This window comes from Massilia sp. 01N417 (assembly GCF_056399645.1).
Map to the genome: position 1 here is coordinate 142,289 of NZ_JBFTRS010000014.1, position 20,337 is coordinate 162,625.

At 67.3% G+C, this 20,337-nt stretch carries 17 protein-coding genes; 11 read left to right on the forward strand and 6 right to left on the reverse strand.

All coding sequences use genetic code 11. The features are described from left to right. The first annotated feature begins 163 nt into the window (after positions 1-163). The gene (thiL, locus tag AC1DOQ_RS16295) at positions 164-1,138 is read left to right on the forward strand and encodes a thiamine-phosphate kinase (RefSeq protein WP_477366232.1); all 975 of its coding nucleotides are present in this window, start codon (positions 164-166) and stop codon (positions 1,136-1,138) included. Positions 1,139-1,150: 12 nt separating this feature from the next. On the opposite strand, the gene AC1DOQ_RS16300 is transcribed toward thiL, so the two are convergent. Together AC1DOQ_RS16300 and AC1DOQ_RS16305 are read right to left on the reverse strand one after the other, a co-directional pair. Further along, positions 1,151-3,727: an EAL domain-containing protein gene (locus tag AC1DOQ_RS16300; protein WP_477366235.1), complete on the reverse strand. Its 2,577-nt coding sequence runs from the start codon at positions 3,725-3,727 to the stop codon at positions 1,151-1,153. Positions 3,728-3,737: 10 nt separating this feature from the next. Beyond that, entirely contained in the window at positions 3,738-5,729 is a 1,992-nt protein-coding gene (locus tag AC1DOQ_RS16305; protein WP_477366237.1) for a sensor histidine kinase, YfiR-like protein-associated, read from the reverse strand. A 226-nt stretch (positions 5,730-5,955) separates the two neighbouring features. Between AC1DOQ_RS16305 and AC1DOQ_RS16310 the strand changes: the two genes are divergently transcribed. The 6 genes from AC1DOQ_RS16310 (at position 5,956) to AC1DOQ_RS16335 (ending at position 13,668) form a co-directional block, all read left to right on the forward strand. Further along, on the forward strand, positions 5,956-6,438 hold the full coding sequence (locus tag AC1DOQ_RS16310; protein WP_477366240.1) for a CinA family protein: 483 nt from the start codon (positions 5,956-5,958) through the stop codon (positions 6,436-6,438). Positions 6,439-6,442: 4 nt separating this feature from the next. Next, positions 6,443-7,360: a metallophosphoesterase family protein gene (locus AC1DOQ_RS16315; protein ID WP_477366243.1), complete on the forward strand. Its 918-nt coding sequence runs from the start codon at positions 6,443-6,445 to the stop codon at positions 7,358-7,360. 19 nt (positions 7,361-7,379) lie between these two features. Beyond that, positions 7,380-10,190 carry a M16 family metallopeptidase gene (locus AC1DOQ_RS16320; protein WP_477366246.1) on the forward strand — a complete coding sequence of 937 codons (2,811 nt, stop codon included), beginning with the start codon at positions 7,380-7,382 and terminating at the stop codon, positions 10,188-10,190. 83 nt (positions 10,191-10,273) lie between these two features. Further along, positions 10,274-12,271, forward strand: coding sequence for a polysaccharide deacetylase family protein (locus tag AC1DOQ_RS16325; protein ID WP_477366249.1), 1,998 nt, complete (start codon positions 10,274-10,276; stop codon positions 12,269-12,271). Between the two features lie 75 nt (positions 12,272-12,346). Next, on the forward strand, positions 12,347-12,670 hold the full coding sequence (locus AC1DOQ_RS16330; protein ID WP_477366252.1) for an ArsR/SmtB family transcription factor: 324 nt from the start codon (positions 12,347-12,349) through the stop codon (positions 12,668-12,670). Continuing rightward, a complete protein-coding gene (locus tag AC1DOQ_RS16335; RefSeq protein WP_477366255.1) occupies positions 12,667-13,668 on the forward strand; it encodes a cation diffusion facilitator family transporter in 1,002 nt (333 codons plus the stop codon). The genes AC1DOQ_RS16330 and AC1DOQ_RS16335 overlap by 4 nt, the downstream gene beginning before the upstream one ends. 61 nt (positions 13,669-13,729) lie before the next feature. Here AC1DOQ_RS16335 and cysK read toward each other — a convergent pair whose 3' ends face one another. Genes cysK through tcdA form a run of 3 tightly spaced genes read right to left on the reverse strand, consistent with a single transcriptional unit; the run spans position 13,730 to position 16,163 of the window. Beyond that, entirely contained in the window at positions 13,730-14,662 is a 933-nt protein-coding gene (cysK, locus tag AC1DOQ_RS16340) for a cysteine synthase A (RefSeq protein WP_477366258.1), read from the reverse strand. Positions 14,663-14,690: 28 nt separating this feature from the next. Continuing rightward, complete coding sequence (locus AC1DOQ_RS16345) at positions 14,691-15,197, reverse strand: FKBP-type peptidyl-prolyl cis-trans isomerase (protein WP_477366261.1); 507 nt, start codon at positions 15,195-15,197, stop codon at positions 14,691-14,693. A gap of 36 nt (positions 15,198-15,233) precedes the next feature. Further along, a complete protein-coding gene (tcdA, locus tag AC1DOQ_RS16350) occupies positions 15,234-16,163 on the reverse strand; it encodes a tRNA cyclic N6-threonylcarbamoyladenosine(37) synthase TcdA (protein ID WP_477366264.1) in 930 nt (309 codons plus the stop codon). Between the two features lie 102 nt (positions 16,164-16,265). Here tcdA and pdxH point away from each other — a divergent pair, with 102 nt between their 5' ends. Both pdxH and AC1DOQ_RS16360 read left to right on the forward strand, forming a co-directional pair. After that, positions 16,266-17,474, forward strand: coding sequence for a pyridoxamine 5'-phosphate oxidase (gene pdxH / locus AC1DOQ_RS16355; RefSeq protein WP_477366267.1), 1,209 nt, complete (start codon positions 16,266-16,268; stop codon positions 17,472-17,474). A gap of 45 nt (positions 17,475-17,519) precedes the next feature. Further along, a complete protein-coding gene (locus AC1DOQ_RS16360) occupies positions 17,520-18,767 on the forward strand; it encodes a class I SAM-dependent methyltransferase (protein ID WP_477366270.1) in 1,248 nt (415 codons plus the stop codon). On the opposite strand, the gene msrA is transcribed toward AC1DOQ_RS16360, so the two are convergent. Then, entirely contained in the window at positions 18,768-19,298 is a 531-nt protein-coding gene (gene msrA / locus AC1DOQ_RS16365) for a peptide-methionine (S)-S-oxide reductase MsrA (RefSeq protein WP_477366273.1), read from the reverse strand. Between the two features lie 121 nt (positions 19,299-19,419). Between msrA and AC1DOQ_RS16370 the strand changes: the two genes are divergently transcribed. Next, positions 19,420-19,920, forward strand: coding sequence for a flavin reductase family protein (locus AC1DOQ_RS16370; RefSeq protein WP_477366276.1), 501 nt, complete (start codon positions 19,420-19,422; stop codon positions 19,918-19,920). Positions 19,921-20,051: 131 nt separating this feature from the next. Next, on the forward strand, positions 20,052-20,337 hold a 286-nt coding region (locus AC1DOQ_RS16375; RefSeq protein ID WP_477366279.1), incomplete at its 3' end, for an acyl-CoA dehydrogenase family protein.

The following is a 20,337-nucleotide window of genomic DNA, read 5'->3' on the forward strand; positions in this document are numbered from 1 at the left end:
CTGAACTGTACTGGGACTGGGGGACTTTGATTTTATCAGAGGGAATCCTCTAATCGTGTAGGTATTTCTACCGACAGCCTTGCCAAAAAGTTGTACATACAGCGATCGCCGCTGTGCCAGGCAGAGGTATTCCGGGCCGCCGGGCCGGATTACAATCCCGCCCATGCTCTCCGAATTCGACCTCATCAAACAGTATTTCACCCGACGCGGGCGCCCTGACGCCTCCGGCCGTACCGTGCTCGGCGTCGGCGACGACTGCGCCCTGCTGGCGCCCACCCCCGGCCTGCAGCTGGCGGTGTCGTCCGACATGCTGGTCGAGGGCCGGCACTTCCTGGCCGGCGCCGATCCTTTCGACCTCGGCCACAAATCCCTGGCCGTGAACCTGTCGGACCTTGCGGCGATGGGCGCCATGCCGCTCGGCTTCACCCTGGCGCTGGCCCTGCCCGCGGCCGATCCGGCCTGGCTGGACGGTTTTTCGCGCGGCCTGTTCGCGCTGGCCGATGCCCACGGCTGCGAGCTGGTCGGCGGCGACACCACCAAGGGGCCGCTGAACATCTGCATCACGATCTTCGGCGAACTGGCGCCCGGCACGGCGCTGCGGCGCGATGCCGCCCGTCCCGGCGACGACATCTGGATCTCCGGCACCCTGGGCGATGCCCGCCTGGCGCTGGCGGATTCCCTGGGCGAGCTGACGCTGGACGAGGCGGACCGGCGGCAGGCGGCGCCACGCCTGCACGCGCCGTCGCCGCGCGTGGCCCTGGGCCGGCTGCTGGCCGGCGAGCGGCTGGCGCATGCGGCGCTGGACATCTCGGACGGCCTGGTCGGCGACCTCGGCCACATCCTCGCAGCCTCGAAGGTGGGCGCGCTGCTGGACGTCGACGCCCTGCCGGCCGGACCGGCGCTGGCGCGCCAGCCGCTCGACCTGCGGCGGCGCTTCACGGCGGCGGGCGGGGACGATTACGAACTGTGCTTCACGGCGCCGGCCGCGAACCGGGATGCGATCCTGGCGGCCGGGCAGCGTTCGGGCACGCCGGTCACGCGCGTGGGACGTATCGAGGCCGAGCCGGGGCTGCGCCTGGTCGATGCGGCCGGCTCTCCGCTGGCCCTGAACCTGCGCGGCTGGGACCACTTCGTTTGACGCAGGTTATTATCAGGCGACCTGCTCGTCGCGCGGCTTCTTGCGGTCGTCGTAGGGCCCGTGCGTCAGCCAGTACTGGCGAAACGCCAGGCGCACGTTGTCGCGCAGCTCGTTGTCGTTCCAGGGCTTGGTGTAGAAGCGGTAGATGGCGCCGCGGTTGATCGAATCGAGCACCGTGTCCACCCCGGTATAGCCGGACAGGATGATGCGGATGGTGTCCGGATACATTTCCTTCACCTTGCTGAGGAATTCGATCCCGCTCATCACCGGCATGCGCTGGTCGCACAGGATCACCTGCACGTGGTACAGCGCCAGCAGCTCGAAGCCCTCGGCCGGCGTGGCCGCCGTCAGCACCCGGTAGTTATCGCGCCGGAACAGGCGGTGCAGGGCCGCCAGCACGTTGACGTCGTCGTCCACCACCAGCAGGGTCTGGACGTTGCGGTCGTCGGCCGCCGGGCGGGTCGGCTGGGCGCGGTTCTCGAGCACCAGCTTGCCCAGCTCCCCGGCGCTCAGCGCGCGCGAGAAGTGGAAGCCCTGGATCTCGTCGCAGAAATGGCGCCGCAACAGCGCCATCTGGGCGCGCGACTCCACGCCCTCCGCGATCACCTGCATGTGCAGGCTGTGCGCCATGCTGATGATGGCCAGCGCGATCGCGGCATCGTCCGGATTGGTCGTGATGTCGCGCACGAAGGCGATGTCGATCTTCAGCTTGTCGATCGGGAAGCGCTTCAGGTAGGCCAGGCTCGAATAGCCGGTGCCGAAGTCGTCGATCGCGATGCGGATGCCGAGCCTCTTCAGGCTCTCCAGCACCTCGATCGTGTGCTCGGCATTGCTCATCAGCGCGCTCTCGGTCAGTTCCAGTTCCAGCAGCCCCGGCTCGACCTTGTGCTTCTGGAGCGCCGCGCGGATATCGCCCTCGAGGTCGCCCTCGACGAACTGGCGGCTCGACACGTTCACCGCCACCCGCACGTCGCGCACGCCCTGCCGGTTCCAGGCGGCGATCTGGCGGCAGGCTTCATCGATGATCCAGGCGCCGACCCGCACCACCATCCCGGTCTCTTCCATGATGGGCACGAACTCGGCCGGGTAGACCAGGCCGAAGCCGGGGCGGCGCCAGCGCAGCAGCGCCTCGACCCCGCTGACCCTTCCGGTGTTGAGGTCGAGCTTGGGCTGGTAGTGCAGCTCGAACTGCTCGCCGTCGATCGCACCGCGCAAGGCCAGCTCGAGGTCCAGGCGCGCCAGCACCTGCACGTTCATGCCGGAGGTGAAGAAGCGGTAGCCGTCGCGCCCCGCTTCACGCGCGCGCACCATCGCCACGTCGGCGTACTTGACCAGGGTGCCCGGGTCGGTGGCGTCGTCCGGGTACATGGCGATGCCGATGCTGGCCGTCAGCGCGGCCCGTTGTCCATTCAGGTCGAAAGGCGCGCGCAGGGCTTCGCGCACCTCGTTGGCGACGCCAACCGCCTCTTCCTCCTGCTGCTCGCGCGTCATGGTGAGGATCAGCGCGAACTCGTCGCCGCCCAGGCGCCCGACGGTGTCGCGCAGGCGCACGCAGCGCACCAGCCGGGTGCTGAACTGGCGCAGCAGCTCGTCGCCCAGCGCCGGGCCGAGCGAATCGTTGATGATCTTGAAGCGGTCGAGGGTGATGAACAGCACCGCGATGCGCCAGTTCTTGTCCTGGGCGAGCTCGATGGCGTCGCGCAGGGTCTGGAAGAACAGGGTGCGGTTCGGCAGGCCGGTCAGGCTGTCGTAGTTCGACATGTGCTTCAGGCGCTGGGCCGCGTGCAGGCGTTCGCTGATGTCGCGCGCCACCGCGATCAGCATGCGCATCTCGTCGAGCTGCTGCAGCTGCCAGCTGATCTCGACCGGCACCGCGCCCTGGCCGTCGGCGCGCAGCAGGTCGGTCTCGACGATGTCGTGCTCGCGCGGCGCACTGCCCGGGTCGGAGTAGCGTTCCAGCTGGGCCCGCTCGGCCAGGCCCAGCGCCACCGGGTCGATGCGCAGCAGCGCCTCGCGCGAGAAACCCAGCATGCGGCAGGCGCCGTCGCTGACGTCGACCATCGCCATGTTGCGGGCGTCGACCAGGAAGATGGCGTCGGCGGTGGCGTCCATCGCGCCGCGGAAGCGCTGCAGCTCGGCGGTGCGTTCCCTCACCTTGCGTTCCAGGCGGGCGCCGTGCTCGCGCGACTCCTTGTGGAACAGGCGGACTTCCAGCAGGTTGCGGATGCGGGTCAGCACCTCGACGGTGTCGAAGGGCTTGCCGATGAAGTCGCGCGCCCCGGCCTCGAGCGCGGCCAGCTTCTTGTCCGGCTCGGCCGTCACCACCAGTACCGGCAGCCAGGATTCGCGTTCCATCGGCTTCAGCGCTTCCATCACCTGGAAGCCGTCCATGTGCGGCATCTGCAGGTCGAGGATGATCAGGTCGAAGCGGTGCTGCAGGTGCAGCGTGGCGACCTGGCGCGGATCGGTGGTGCTGGCAACCTGTTCGTAGCCGCTGGTCTTGAGCAGGAATTCGAGCAGCTGCACGTTGACCGGTTCGTCATCGACGATCAGGATGCTCGCGCGCCGGATATCCGAAGGCGAAATCATGGAGATGACCTCATGGTGCTGTCCTTTCTTCCGGGGCGCGCTGGGTCAGCACGCCGTCTATGGCCGCATTCAACTGTTCGATGTCGATCGGCTTGGTGAGGTAGCGGGCGAAACCCGCCGACAGGCCGCGCTCGATATCGCGCGGCATGGCGTTGGCGGTGAGGGCGATGGCCGGGATGTGCGCGGTATCCGGATCGCGCCGCAGCTGGGCCAGCACCTCGAAGCCGCTCATGCCCGGCAGGTTCAGGTCCATCAGGATGACCGCCGGACGGTGCGTATGCGCCAGCGCCAGGCCGGCATGGCCGTCCGGCGCGCTCAGCAGGCGCAGGTCGGCGCGGAAGGCCACGATTTCCTGCACCAGCCGCAGGTTGGCGGGATTATCCTCGATATACAGGATCAGGCGCGGCGCCGCGCTGTCCGGCGCGGCCGCGGCCTGGCCGGCGTCCTGCCGGGCCGGCGCCGCCAGCTGGGCCAGGGGCGCCGCCGCCGACAGCTCGATCCAGAAGGTGCTGCCCACGCCCGGGGTGCTGGCGGCGCCGATCTCGCCCTTCATCAGCTCGACCAGGCGCTTGGTGAAGACCAGGCCGATACCGGTGCCTTCCTGGGTGCCGTTCTCCTGGCCGAGGCGGTTGAAGGGCTGGAACAGCGCGGCCACCTGCTCCGGGCGCAGGCCCATGCCGGTATCGACCACCGACAGGCGCAGCCGGTGCGGTGCGTGGGCGGCGCACTCCACGCTCACCGTGCCGCCCTCGCGGTTGTACTTGACCGCGTTCGACAGCAGGTTCAGCAGCACCTGCTTGAGGCGGGTGCGGTCGGCCTGGACCAGGGCCGCGGCGTTTTCAGGGAATTGCACGCGGATGCCGCGCGCCGCCGCCAGCGGCTCGATCATGCTGCGGCACTCGGCCAGGACCTCGGCCAGGCCGACCGGCTCCATCGACAGGGTCAGGGCGCCCGCCTCGACCTTGGCCAGGTCGAGGATCTCGTTGATCAGGGTGAGCAGGTGGCGGCCCGACTTCAGGATGTGGCCCGCGAATTCCTTCTTCTGCTCGGGCGTGGTGGGCATGTTGTCGGCGGCCAGGATCTGGGCGAAGCCGAGGATGGCGTTGAGCGGCGTGCGCAGCTCATGGCTCATCGACGACAGGAAGGCCGACTTGGCCTGGTTGGCGTTGCGCGCCTCCTCGATCGCCAGCTCCAGCTCGGAATTGGCCAGCTCCAGCTGCATGGTGCGCTCCTGCACGCGCTGCTCCAGCCTCTCGTTCAGGCGCATCACTTCCTGCTTCGAGCCTTCCAGGGCCAGGGTGCGCTGCTCGATCTCGGTCAGCATCGCATTGAAGGAGTCGACCAGCGCGGCCGCCTCGTCCTCGCTGATGCGCGGCGCGCGGCGCGAATAGTCGCGCTTTTCCACCACCTCGCGCGCGATGGTGGTGATGGCGTCGATCGGGGTCGTGATCGTGTGCCCCAGCCGGCGCACCAGCAGCCAGGCGGTCAGCAATGCAAGCAAGGTGGTGGCGATACAGATCAGCAGGTAATCGCGCACCCGGCCCATCAGCTGGTTGGCGGAGCGCAGGTAGACCGTGCCCAGCGTCTCGCCGTTCTCGACGATGGGTTTGTACAGCACCAGGTCGTCGCCATCCCTGGTATAGGGTTTGATGCCCTTGCCGGTCTTGCGCGGGTGCGGCGGGAAGGTCCCGCTCTCGCCCGGCGCCAGGTAGGACGCGAACAGCGCCCCGCTCTGGTCGTAGATGGCGGCCGCGCGCACCGAGGGCCGCGAACGCAGCAGGGCCAGGTTCTCGCGGGCCAGGCGCGGATCGTCGAAAGCCAGCGCAGCCGACGTCATGTGCCCGACCAGCTCGGCCTGGGTCGAGAGGTCGTTCAGCAGCGCATGCTGGTAGCCGCGCAGGTCGTAGGCGACCACCGTGCCGACCGATACCGCCAGCGCTGCCAGCGTGGTCGACATCACGATGGTAACCAGCTTGGTACGGATCGAGCGCTGGCCGATCATGCCGCCTCGGCCATGCGCGAACATTCGAACGGCATGTCAGTCCTACATCAAGAAGTGAGCGCTACCGGGACGAGCCCGGCAGGGGTGCAGGATAGCAGCAGCCCCCAGGATGATGTCGCACGGAACGACAGCAAATATTTTTCCGTTAACGTTTTAGCGCGCACCGGACCGATGCGCGCTAGAATGGTCCGGCGACGCACATCAACGGAGAAGGGAGAGGAGCGACATGGAGAATGACATTCTTGAACTTGCAGCCAGGGTCGGCAAACTGCTCGAAACGAAAAACCTGCTGCTGGCCACCGCCGAGTCCTGCACCGGGGGCGGCGTGTCCCAGGCGATTACCGAGATCCCCGGCTCGACCGGCTGGTTCGAGTGCGGCTTCGTCACCTATTCGAATGCGTCCAAGACCGAGATGCTGGACGTGCCGGCGGCACTGATCGCCCAGTTCGGGTCCGTCAGCGTGGAGGTGGCCGGCGTCATGGCCGAAGGCGCGGTCGCCAACAGCAATGCCGACGTCGCCGTGTCCACCACCGGCATCGCCGGCCCGACCGGCGCGGTACCGGGCAAGCCGGTCGGCACCGTCTGCTTCGGCTGGTCGAAAGGCGGCACCACCTACACCGAGCGCCTGGTGTTCTCGGGCGACCGCCGCGCGGTGCGCGAACAGACGGTGGCGCACGCCCTGGCCGGGCTGCTGCGCTTCCTCGAATAAGGAGATGCCGGCCTTCGCCCTGCGACCAGGCCTGGTGGCCGGCAGCCTGCTGCTGGCCGCTGCCGCGCATGCCGGCACCGATACCGGCAACGGCGCCGGCGCCGGCGTCACCGTGTATGCGGCCGGCGACATCGCCCGCTGTCCCTACCCCGACCCCGCGTATTCGCGCGCGGCCGATACCGCCCGCACCGTCGCCGCCGGCCTCGCCGCCGATCCTCAAGCCGTGGTGCTGACCCTGGGCGACCATACCTATCCCTACGGCCGCGCCGGGGAATTCAGCGACTGCTACGACCCGACCTGGGGCCGGTTCAAGGACCGCACCTGGCCGTCGCCCGGCAATCACGAGTACTACACGCCGAAGGCCGCGCCCTACTTCGCCTACTTCGGCGAGCGCGCCGGACGCGGCTACTACAGCCTGGAGCTGGGCAGCTGGCATATCGTCTCGCTGGACAGCAACCTGGCCCCGGCCGAGCATGCCGCCCAGATGGAATGGCTGCGCGCCGACCTGGCCGCCCATCCGGCGCGCTGCACGCTGGCCTTCTGGCACCATCCGCTGTACAGCTCGGGCGGCCACGGCAGCATCCCGAAGATGCGCGACGCCTGGCGCCTGCTGCAGGAAGCCGGCGCCGAGCTGGTGCTGTCCGGCCACGACCACGACTATGAACGCTTCGCGCCCCAGGACGCCGACGGCCGCCTCGACCGCGCGCACGGCATGCGCCAGTTCGTGGTCGGCACCGGCGGCGCCTACCCGACGCCGTTCCTGCTCACGGTCGATCACAGCGAAATGCGCGACAGCGGCCGCACCGGCGTGCTGCGCCTGCGCCTGCTGGACGGCCGCTACGAATGGGAATTCCTGGAGTCGGACCGCCTCACCACGCTGGGCCTGCCCGAGCCCGACCGCGGCAGCGAAGCCTGCCACTGATTGCCCCCACGGAGGTTTCATGAACATCCGCCTGCCGTCGCTGCTGCTGCCGCTGGCCATGGCGTTGGCCGTCGCCATTCCACCGGCCGCCGCCCAGAATCCGCCGCCGGTCACCGCCCTGCCGCAGATCGCGTACGAGAAAACCACGCTGCCGAACGGCCTGGAGCTGATCCTGATCGAGGACCACCGCCTGCCCATCGTCGCCGTGAACATCTGGTACCACGTGGGGCCGGCCAACGAAGCGCCGGGGCTGACCGGCTTCGCCCACCTGTTCGAGCACATGATGTTCGCCGCCACCCGGCACATCCCGCGCGGCGAAGCGGACCGCCTGCTGGAAGCGGCCGGCGCCACCGACAGCAACGGCAGCACGGATTACGACCGCACCAACTACTACGACACCGTGCCCTCGAACCAGCTGGAGCTGGCGCTGTGGGTGCACGCCGACCGCATGGGCTACCTGCTCGACGTGCTCGACCAGGCCGCGCTGTCGAACCAGCAGGACGTGGTGCGCAACGAGCGCCGCCAGAGCGTCGAGAACCGTCCCTACGGCATCGTCGAGGAAGCGCTGAACCACGCGCTGTTCCCCAGGAACCATCCCTACTACGCCTCGGTGATCGGCTCCCACGCCGACATCCAGAACGCGAAACTGGCGGACGTGCGCGACTTCTTCACCCGCTACTACGGCCCGAACAACGCCAGCATCGTGATCGCCGGCGACATCGACAAGGCGAAGACGCGCGCCCTGGTGACGAAATACTTCGGCACCTTCAAGCGCAGCGCGCCGGTGGCCAAGCCGGAGGTGGCGACACCGCCGATCACGCGCGAGCGCCGCCTGAGCGTGGCCGACCGGATCGAACTGCCGCGCATCTACATGGCCTGGCTGACGCCGCCCGCCTACCAGCCGGGCGACGCCGAGCTGGCCGTCACGGCCCAGATCCTGGCCGGCGGCAAGGCCGGGCGGCTGTACAAATCGCTGGTCTACGAACGCCAGATCGCCCAGGACACGTCGGCCGCGCAGAACTCGAACGCCCTCACCTCGACCTTCGTGATCGACGTCACCGCCCGCCCCGGCCATGAAGCGGCCGAACTGGAAACGGCGATCGACGCCGAACTGAAAGCGCTGCGCGACAACGGCCCATCCGACCAGGAAGTCGAACGGGCCCGCAACACCATCGAGACGGCGATGCTGACCTCGATCGAGAAGCTGGGCGGCGCCGGCCTGGCGAACCAGGTCAACCAGTACAACCAGTACACCGGCGATCCGGGCTACCTGCCGAAGGACATCGCGCGCCTGCGCCGCGTCAGCGCCGCCGACGTGCAGCGGGTCGCGCGCAGCTGGCTGCAGCCGAATGCGCGGGTGGTGGTGGCGGCCGTGCCGGGCAAGCCGGAACCGGGACCGGATCCGGCCGCGCAGCCGGCGAAAGCGGGCGCGAAGAAGATCGCCGCGAGCGGCATCAACCGCGACGAGGCCTGGCGCCGCCAGCCGCCGAAGCCGGGGCCGGCGCCGAAGTTCGCGCTGCCGCGCGGCGAGAGCTTCCAGCTGCCGAACGGCCTGCGCGTGATCCACCACTACAATCCGGCGCTGCCGCTGGTGGCGGCCGAGCTGGTGGTCAGGAGCGGCTCCGACGCCAATCCGGACGACGAACCCGGTCTGTCGGGCTTCACCGCCCAGATGCTGCAGGAAGGGACGGCCACCCGCAGCGCGCCGCGCATCGCCGACGAGATCGCCCAGCTGGGTGCCTTCCTCGGCAGCGCCAGCGGCACGGATTCGTCGACGGTCTCGCTGCTGTCGCTGCGCTCGACCTTCCCGCAGGCGCTGGAGGTGCTGGCCGACGTGGTCCAGCATCCGGCCTTTCCCACCGCCGAAGTCGAGCGCCAGCGCGCCGCCCGCATCGGCGCGCTGACCCAGCAGCGCGACAACCCTGAGGCGGTGGCGGCCGTCGCCAGTGCCGGCGCGCTGTACGGCGCCAAGCACCCCTACGGCTACGGCCAGCTCGGCACCGAGCAGGCGATCCGCGCCGTCACCCGCGACAACCTTTACCAGTTCTGGCGCCGCCACTACGTGCCCGCCAACGCGGCCCTGATCGTCTCCGGCGACATCACGCTGGACGACCTGCGCGCCCTGGCGACCGCGCGCTTCGGCGGCTGGCCGCGCATGCTGCCGTCGCCGGTGCTGATGGGCGACCCGGAAGGCACCCGCGCGCGCCTGGTGATGGTCGACAAACCGGGCGCCCCGCAGACCGCGCTGCGCGTGACCCAGCTGGCGACGAACCGCAAGACGCCCGACTATCCGGCCCTGCAGGTGATGAACGCGGCGCTCGGCGGCCTGTTCTCGAGCCGCATCAACCTCAACCTGCGCGAAGACAAGGGCTACAGCTACGGCGTGTTCTCGAACTTCCGCTACGACCGCACGCAGGGCCCCTTCATCATCGCCGGCAGCGTGCGCACCGACGCCACCGGCGCCTCCATTGCCGAGATCTTCAAGGAAGTGCGCGCGATCCGCGCCAAGGCCCTGCCGCCGGGCGAGCTGGCGGGCGCGCGCGACTCGCAGGTGTATTCGCTGCCGGGCCAGTTCGAGACCAACAGCGCGATCGGCGCCAGCCTGGCCGAAACCTGGATCTTCGACCTGCCGCAGGATTACTGGCAGACCCAGCCCGAGCAGTTCCGCCGCGTCACCGCCGCCCAGGTGCAGGCGGCCGCCGGCAAATACCTGGCACCGGAGCAGATGAAGGTGATCGCGGTCGGCGATAAGGCGAAGGTGCTGCCGCAACTGAAGGACCTGGGGCTGGGGCAGCCGGAGATGCGCAATACGGATGGGCAATTGCAGTAACTCTGCAACGCGCTGTAATGAAGCGGTAATGTTGAACCCACCAGCTCCCTGCTAATCTAAACAGGCAGACAGGAGCGAAAAATATGGTCAGCCGGCGTGAAATCCTCATCCTGGGCGGTTCGATGCTGTTGTCCGCCTGCGGTGGCGGCGGCGGCACTGGATCCGGTAGCAGCAGCACCGGCACCGCGCCCGGCACGAACGGGCCGCCCGTTGCCGGACCTTACGGCCTGCCCATCGCCAACTGGTCCGGGGCATTGCAGTCCAGCGGCGACGTGCAGGTGGCCGCCAGCGACCAGCCATCGGCTTTGCCGTCGAGCATGGCCCTGCGTCTCGGCTGGGCCTCTTCCCCCACCAGCGCGCAGCAGGGCGTGCTGGCGGCCGCACAGGGCTATGTGCCGCCCGGCACGCAGCAGGGTTTCTCGGTGGCGATCTGGGCACGCAACCCGGGCAAGCGCACGCTGGCCTTCCGGTTGCGCCTCCTCGATGGCAGCGGCCAGCACCTGCTCACCTGGAACTGTGCAGTGGACCCGCTCGACCGATGGGTCCTGCTCACCATCTCGCCAAGCCAACTGGCGGGATCGAGCTGGAACGCCGGCCACGATGCCGTCGGCGCCGTGCGCCTCGAGCAGCAGGACGACACGCCCGAGGGACCATGGCAGCCGGGCGACTATCTGCTGTTCGGCGACATCTACGCCGGCGTGCCCGGCCAGGCGCTGTTCGCGATCACCTTCGACGACGGCTTCGATTCCCAGCGCAACGCGCCGCCCGTTTTCATGCCGCCCGGCAGCCGCGTCACCGGCACCGACAATGGCGTATTCTTCACCGCCGGGCAACACACGGTGGTGATCGGCGCCCCGATCGTGTTCCCGTCGACTGCGCCGTCCGGCCTGACGCCGGGAACACGCTATTGGGTGCGCTCGCTGCCGGCGCCGAACGCCTTCACGCTCGCCAGCGACGCCGCGCTGTCGGCCCCGGTGGCCAGCAGCGGCTTTGCCGGCGATGCGCCGTTCAGCATCGACGACGGTCCGCCACGCAGCGGCCAGCAGATCGTCGAAAGCTACGGTTTCAAGGGCAGCCTCTTCCTCGTGCCGGCCTGGCTGGGCACCTCCGGCATCCACGGTTATGGCAAGCTCCCGAACAAATTCATGAGCGTGGCCGACGCGCAGGCGATGCATGCCGCGGGCTGGTCCGTGGGCTCGCATTCGTTTTCGCATCCGTCCAGCGCCGACAACGCGGGGCTGCGCCTGCTCGGTCCCTACGGTTATTTCCTGAGCAATCCGGTCGATGCCCTGCCGGCCCAGTACGTGCGGGCCTGGGGCCTGGATGCCTCGTACCGGCGCCGTGCCGTCAGCGCCGCGGCCGGCAGCAATGTGGTGAGCTTCGAGAATCCCCACCGCTTCCTGATCAATATGCCGATCGTCTTCGTCGACGACGCCCCATCCGGCTTCGTCCCGGGCATCACCTATTATTGCCAGAGCATTCCCAGTGCGCTCACGGCCACCTTCGCCAGCGACCAGGGCAGCCTGGACGCCACCGTGACGGTCAAGGCCGACTGGACCGGGCTCGGCCAATACCGCTATCCGGGCGCCGCCCTCGACGACAGCGCCATCTACAACGACATCATGGCCGGGATCGCCGGCCTGGAAGCGCTGGGCATCACGAGCGGCGCCAGGTTCTTCGCCCTGCCGCAAGGCGCCGCCGACGTCTACGTACGCTCGGCCTGCATGCGCAGCGGCCTGAAGTGGATCCGCGGCACTTCCGACCACGCCCACACCATCGCGGCCGGCTACCCGACCGGCGGCGGCCTGTCCGGCATCGCCAACACGCCCGGCGGCTGGCTGGCGCAGCCGGACTGCATCCAGACCGACAACCCCAGCCAGCCCTCGATCCAGCAGATCGTGGCCTACATCGACGACGGCATCGCCCAGCATGCCTGCGGCTGCTCCTACCACCACATGGTGGGCGGCGCCACCACGTCCAACCTGGAAAACATGTGCGCCGCCCTGAAGACGCGCGCCGACCAGGGCCTCGTCAAGGTCGTGACGCTCGACGAGATGGACGCGCTGCTGCAACGTCATTGATTCGCCCGGGCAAATAAAGCTTGCGCCACCTCGACCCCTGCGATTAACATGTGAACAGTTCTTCACATGTTAAAGATGAGTACGCCACACGACACCGACAATCTGGTCGACGAACTCGCCGACCTGTTCCACCTGCTGGGCGACCCGACCCGGCTGCGCATCGTGCTGGCCTGCCTGGCGCAGCCGATCGCGGTGGGCGACATCGCCGCCCAGCTGGAACTGTCCAGTTCCCTGGTCAGCCACCACCTGCGCCTGCTGCGCGCGGCCCGCATCGTCAAGGCCGAGCGCCAGGGCAAGCAGGTGTTCTACACGGCCGCCGATGCCCACATCAGCGGGCTGCTCGCCAACATGTTCGAACACATCGCCGAACCCGACTCTGCAACAGGACTGGACACATGAGCCTTCACCACCATCACGACCAGGGCCACGGGCACGGTCATCACCATCCCGCCCCGGCTGACGCCGGCCGCGCCTTCATGCTGGCGATCGGCCTGAACACGGCTTTCGTCGTGATCGAATTCGTCTACGGTTTCATCGCGAACTCGACCGCCCTGATGGCCGACGCCGGCCACAACCTGTCGGACGTGCTGGGCCTGGTGCTGGCCTGGGGCGCGGCGCGGCTGGCGAAGGCCGCGCCAACGCGCCGCTTCACCTACGGCCTGCGCGGCTCCTCGATCCTGGCGGCGCTGTTCAATGGCCTGCTGCTGATGCTGGCCTGCGGCGCCATCGCCTGGGAGGCGGTGCTGCGCTTCGCCCATCCGGAACCGGTGGCCGGCACCACGGTATCGATCGTGGCCGCGGTCGGGGTCCTCATCAACGGCTTCTCGGCCTGGCTGTTCATGTCCGGCAGCAAGGACGACATCAATGTGCGCGGCGCCTACCTGCACATGGCCGCCGACGCCGCGCTGTCGCTGGGCGTGGTGGTGGCGGGCCTGGTGGTGATGTACACGGGCTGGTCCTGGCTCGACCCGGCGGTCAGCCTGGTGATCGTGGTGATCATCGTGGCCGGCACCTGGTCGCTGACCAAGGAATCGACGCAGATGGTACTGGCGGGCGTGCCGGCCAGCGTGGACCTGCCGCGGGTCACGGCATTCCTGAAGTCACGCGAGGGCGTGACCGAAGTGCACGACGTGCACATCTGGGCGATGAGCACCACCGAGACGGCGCTGACCGCCCACCTGGTGATGCCGGGCGGGTATCCGGGCGATGCCGTGCTCGACGGGATCGTCGACGAATTGCGCAGGGATTTCGCGATTCACCACTGCACGCTGCAGGTGGAGGAAGGGACGACGAATCATGGCAGCTGTGCGCTGCATGGGCCGCATGACCATGATCACGATCACGACCACGACCACGATCATGACCACGATCACGCCCACGCGGGTCACGCGCATTGAACTTTGATCGTGGGCAGTAGGGCGGGCTAAATGCCCGCACTACAAAGTGCCCACGCAGACCTCACCCAGCCAGGTTCGCGTAAAGAGCGGTACTCAGGTAGCGCTCGCCAAACGAAGGAATGATGGTAACGATCAGCTTGCCCGCATTCTCCGGCCGCTTCGCCACCTGCATCGCGACCCACAGCGCCGCACCCGACGAGATGCCCACCAGCAAGCCCTCCTGGCGGGCCGCCGCGCGCGCGGTCTCGAAGGCGTCCTCGTTCTTCACGGTGACGACCTCGTCGTAGGCCTTGGTATTCAATACCTCGGGAATGAAGCCGGCGCCGATGCCCTGGATCGGGTGCGGTCCCTTGGTGCCCTTCGACAGGATGGGCGAGGCTTCCGGTTCCACGGCAATCGCCTGGAAGCCGGGCTTGCGCTGCTTGATGACTTCGGCCACGCCGGTGATGGTGCCGCCGGTGCCGACGCCGGCCACCAGGATGTCGACCTTGCCGTCGGTGTCGCGCCAGATCTCCTCGGCCGTGGTGCGGCGGTGGACTTCCGGGTTGGCGGGATTGTTGAACTGCTGCGGCATGAAGCAGCGCGGATCGCTGGCCACGATCTCCTCGGCGCGGCGGATCGCGCCCAGCATGCCCTCGGGACCGGGCGTCAGCACCAGCTCGGCGCCATAGGCGCGCAGCAGCATGCGACGCTCGTTGCTCATGGTTTCGGGCATCACCAGGCGGCAGCGGTAGCCGCGCGCCGCGCACACCATCGCCAGCGCGATGCCGGTATTGCCGCTGGTGGGTTCGACGATGATGGTGTCGGGGCCGATCTTGCCGGCCTGCTCGGCGGCCTCGATCATGGCCCAGCCGATCCGGTCCTTGACGCTGTGGGCCGGACTGTAGAACTCGAGCTTGGCGACGATGTCCGCCACCCCGCCCTGGTTGAGGCGCCGGATGCGCACCAGGGGCGTATTACCGATCAGTTCAGTAACGTCGTTCGCGATGCGCATGTTGCCCTCCAGGTCGGCTTGGTTTGACTTATTTTACGTCCAGCAGTTCCACGTCGAAGATCAGATCCGCGTCCGGCGGAATGCCGCCGGGCGAACCGCGCTTGCCATAGGCCAGGTCGCTCGGGATGATCAGGGTGCGCTTGCCGCCCACCTTCATGCCGGCCACGCCCTGCTCCCAGCCCTTGATCACCATGCCGGCGCCGAGGCGGAAATCGAGCGGCGTGCGGCCCGGGTTCAGCGAGGAATCGAATTTGCGGCCGCGCTGCTTGGCGGCCATCGGCTTGTAGAGCCAGCCGGTGTAGTTGACCGTGATATTGCTGCCGACGGTGGCTTCCTTGCCCTTGCCGACGACGGTGTCGATGATCTGGATCTGCGGCGCGGTCGACTGCGCGGTCGGCTGTGCCGGCGTGTCGGTCGTCTGCTGGGTGCTGCCCGGGTTGGCGGCCGTGGTCTGGGCCTGGGTCTGGGTCGAGTCCTGCGCGTTGGCGGCGGTAGCCGCCAGCAGCAGGCTCAGGAAGGCGATACGACGGATCATGGAGCCTCTTTCATGGTTCAGTAAAAATAACTGAACCTATGATAACAAGGCCTCCCCGGCTTGCACAGCGTCGTTGGCGGCGGGCGCCGGTTCGGCCACGCGCACCGGCACGACGGCCGGGGCGGCGACCGCATTCGCCGCCTCCGCCAGCTTGCGCAGCAAGTGGCCGGCCGCGACCATGCCGAAGGTGGCGGTCACGACCATGCTGGAACCGAAGCCCGCGCAGTTCAGGCCGGTGATGCTGCTGGCATCGATCGCGCAGGCATCGCCCGCTTCCGGATAGCGCAGCGGTTCCATCGAGAACACGGCGTCGATGTGGTATTTGTTCTTCTCGCCCTTGGCGAAGCCGTACTGGGCACGCAGGATCTTGCGCACCTTCTTCAGCAGCGGCTCCTGTTCGGTGCGGGCCAGGTCGCGCACTTCGATTCTGGTCGGGTCCGTCTGGCCGCCGGCGCCGCCGATCACGATCAGCGGAATCGCGTGATCGCGGCAATGGGCGATCAGGGCCGCCTTGGCCTTGACGCTGTCGATGGCGTCGAACACGTAGTCGAATTTGCCAGGCGCAACCATCTGCGGGATATTGTCCGGATCGATGAAGTCTTCGACCAGCTCGACCTCGCAATACGGGTTGATCAGCGCGATACGCTGCTTCAGGGCCTCGATCTTCGGCATGCCGACGGTCGTCGACAGGGCCTGGATCTGGCGGTTGATATTCGATTCGGCCACGTTGTCGAGGTCGATCAGGGTCAGGCGGCCGACCGCGCTGCGCGCCAGCGCCTCGACGATCCAGGAGCCGACGCCGCCGACGCCGATCACGCAAACGTGCGCCTGACGGAAGCGTTCCAGTGCACGCTCACCGTACAGGCGGGCGATGCCGCCGAAGCGGCGCTCGAAATCGATCTCGTCGACAAATTCGTCGATGCGCCCTTCGGCTGGCGCAAGAAGAGAGGTGGGAATAGTCGTCATGATGGGCTTATTTTACCGGACGGGATCGCGTGCATTGCTCTAAAATAACTTTCGGTCAACCATTTTTTTAGGCTCATTTACGCCTCCGCAACAATCATCCACATGAACGAGCTTCTCCACGATACCGCCCCCGATTTCGACCAGCCGGTCGCCGTGCTCAAACATTGCCACGGACGCATCCGCAAGCAGCTTGCCACCCTGGAAAAACTGCTGGCCCACCTGCCCGAACACGGCGCCGACCAGCAGGCCCGCCAGGCTGCCGGCGCGGTACTGAAGTATTTCGAGAAGGCCGCCCACCTGCACCACGAGGACGAGGAACAGGACCTGATCCCGATGCTGCGCGCCGTCGCCCAGGGCGAAGACGCCGCCACCCTGCAGGCGCTGGCGCCGGTCATCCTGCAGGACCACAAGGACATGGACGCCATGTGGCAGGACCTGCACGAGCAGCTCACCGCCATCGCCGATGGCAGCGGCACCCAGCTCTCGAACAGCACCGTGCAGCGCTTCAGCCAGCGTTACCTGAACCATATGGAGCGCGAGGAAAGCACGATGGCGCCGATGGCCGTGCGCCTGTTCAGCCCGCAGCAGATGGCCCAGCTGGGCCAGGCCATGCAGCGCCGCCGCGGGATCGCGCCGCCGGCCGCCGCCGGAGCGCCGGTTGCCGCCTCGATCGGCGAACGGGTGGCCGACCTGCGCAAGGATTACGGCCAGGCCAGCCTGGACGAGAGCGAGGTCGCCGACGATCCGATCCGGCAGTTCACCCGCTGGTTCGAGGAAGCGCTGAAGGCCGAGGTCAACGAGCCGAATGCGATGGGCGTGTCGACCGTGGACGAGCGGGGCCGGCCGAGCTCGCGCATCGTGCTGGTCAAGCAGTTCGACGAACGGGGTTTCACCTGGTACACGAACTACGATAGCCAGAAAGGCAAGCAACTGAACGGCAATCCTTTTGCAGCTCTGCTATTCTTCTGGAGCGAACTTGAACGGCAGGTGCGGATCGAAGGCAGGGTCGAACGCACTTCCGCCGAAGAGAGCGACAAATACTTCAACAGCCGACCCCTGAAGAGCCGGCTGTCGGCGATCGCCTCCCATCAGAGTGCGCCGATCGCAAGCCGCGCAGACCTCGAACACAACTACGAGGAAGTCGCGCGACAGTATGGCGAAACGCCACAGCGGCCACAACACTGGGGTGGTTTTCGTCTGGTGCCGGAACGCATCGAGTTCTGGCAGGGGCGGCGTTCACGCTTCCACGACCGTGTCGTGTACACGCGGCAGGAAGACGGCGGCTGGACGCGGCAACGTTTGCAACCGTAAAGCCGGCTGCGAAGCTGGCGATATGTACGTGCCGGAGGTATTCGCGTGTTCGACCAGTTGAAGTTATCCGCCTGGACCGCAGGCATCCGCAACAAGTACAACCTGCCGCTGCGCGTGGAGTTATGGAATGGCGAGCAGGTTGATCTTTCGTCCGAACAACCACGCGTGAAGATTCGCGTGCCGAGCCCCGGGGGCCTGCGCTACCTGCTGTCCCCGACCCTCGACAACCTGGGCGAAGCCTATGTCGAAGGCGCGCTCGAGATCGAAGGGCGGGCGGCTGACATGATCCAGATCGGCAACTCCCTGGCCGAGTCGACCGGCAAGCCGGCGCGCAGCAGCCGCGTCGCCAGCGCGCTGCGCATGGTCTCGCAGCACACCCGCGAAAAAGACGCCGAGGCAATCCGCTATCACTACGACGTCTCGAACGAGTTCTACCAGGAATTCCTCGACCCATCGATGGTGTATTCCTGCGCCTATTTCGAGAACGGCGACGAAGACCTGGCCACGGCCCAGACCAAGAAGATCGACCACATTCTCACCAAGATCGGCGTGCAGCCGGGCCATACCCTGCTCGACATCGGCTGCGGCTGGGGTGCGCTGGTGCTGCGCGCGGCACAGAAGTTCGGTGCCCGTTGCGTCGGCGTCACGCTGTCGCAGAAGCAGTTCGAGCTGGCGCGCGAGCGCGTGGCGCGGGCTGGACTGCAGAGCATGATCGAGATCCGCCTGCAGGACTATCGCGACGTCGACGGCCAGTTCGACCGTATCACCAGCGTCGGCATGTTCGAACACGTGGGCGTGCAGAACCTGCCCGAATACTTCGGCCGCATCAACAAGCTGCTGGCCCCGGGCGGCGTGGCGATGAACCACGGCATCACGACCAGCGACGTCGACCAGCGCGCCAGCCCCTACGGCGGCGGCGAATTCATCGACCGCTACGTGTTCCCGCATGGCGAGCTGGCCCACCTGTCGACCGTGATCCGTACGATGCAGGAAGGCGGGCTCGAAGTGCGCGACGTGGAAAACCTGCGCCGCCACTATGCGCGCACCTGCGAAATCTGGGCCGAGAACTTCGAGAACAACGCCGAACGCATCCGCCGGCTGGCCGATCCGAAGACTTTCCGCATCTGGCACGTTTACCTGGCCGGCTGCGCCTATGCCTTCGCCCACGACTGGATCAGCCTGTACCAGATCGTGTGCGGCAAGGCGGGCCAGGAACCGGCCCAGATCCCGTGGTCGCGCCGCTACATGTACGACGGCAGCGGGGCTATCGACATGCTATCGACCCGGCATTGATCACTTCAGGCGTTCCGCGAAGGTCTTGCGGAACTTCGCCACCTTGGGCGCCACCACGAAGGCGCAGTAACCCTGCAAGGGATGCTGCTCGAAGTAATTCTGGTGGTAGTCCTCGGCCTTGTACCAGGTCTCGGCCGGCAGCACCTGGGTGACGATGGGCGCGTCCCAGACTGCCGCCATTTCCGCCATCACCTTGCGCGCCGTCGCGTCCTGCTCGGGCGTGGTGGTGAAGATGACCGAACGGTACTGGGTGCCGACGTCGTTGCCCTGGCGGTTCGGGGTCGTCGGGTCGTGGATGGTGAAAAAGATTTCCAGGATGTCACGATAGCTGATCACGCTCGGGTCGAACTCCAGGCGCACGACTTCGGCATGTCCGGTGGTGCCGGCGCACACTTGTTCATACGTGGGGCCGGCGGTGCTGCCGCCCATGTAGCCGGATTCGACACGGGTCACGCCGCGCGCCTCGAGGTACACGGCTTCCAGGCACCAGAAACAGCCGCCGCCCAGGATCGCCACTTCGGTTTGGCTCATACTCGGTCCTCGGGAAATAAGGGATTTTTTATGGCTTCACTGTAAACCAAAGTGCACGCCTGTGCATGCCGGCTCCGGAGCGGCTCCGGGCGGCCGGGGCATTGATGGCATAATGGCGAAAATGAACACCAGATCCCCCCGCGCCACCGAGCGCGGTTTCGATTCCGCGCATTTTCGCCAGGCCCTGTCCCAGTTTGCGACAGGCGTCACCGTCATTACGACCCGCCTCGAAGACGGCAGCTTCCGCGGCCTGACCGCCAGTTCCTTCAATTCCGTCTCGCTGGAGCCGCCGCTGGTGCTGTGGAGCCTGTCGGGCAAGGCCAACAGCCTGCCCATCTTCAGCGGCAACTCGCACTACGTGATCAACGTGCTGTCCGCCGGCCAGGAAGAACTGGCGCGGCGCTTTTCCCGCCGCGGCGAAAACCCCTTCGCCAGCACCGACTACGAACTCTCGCGCACCGGCCAGCCCATCCTGAAAGGCGTGGCCGCCTGGTTCGAATGCCACAACCGCAGCCGCTATCCGGAAGGCGACCACGTGATCTTCGTCGGCGAAGTCGAAGAATGCGCCGCGCATCCGCAGTCGGCCCTGATCTTCCATGGCGGCCAGTTCGGTTCGACATAGGGAGCGGCGGTCAGTGGCGGCGTGCTGTCAGTGAGAAAAGTGAAAATCGCTGTCGCAGTTTCAAAAGCCGCACAAGGACAGGATTTCTATAATGGCTCCATTCCAACAAGACCGATTGAGACAGGAGCCCCATGAGCCGTTCCGATTCGCCCCGCAAAGCCCAATTCCACTGGGATGACCCGCTGCTGCTGAACCAGCAGCTTACCGACGAAGAGCGCATGGTGCGCGACGCCGCCGCGGCCTACTGCCAGGACAAGCTGCAGCCGCGCATCCTCGAAGCCTTCCGCCACGAAGCCATGGACACGTCCATCTTCCGCGAGATGGGCGAACTCGGCCTGCTGGGCCCGACCATTCCGGAACAGTACGGCGGCCCCGGCCTGAACTATGTGTCCTACGGCCTGATCGCCCGCGAAGTCG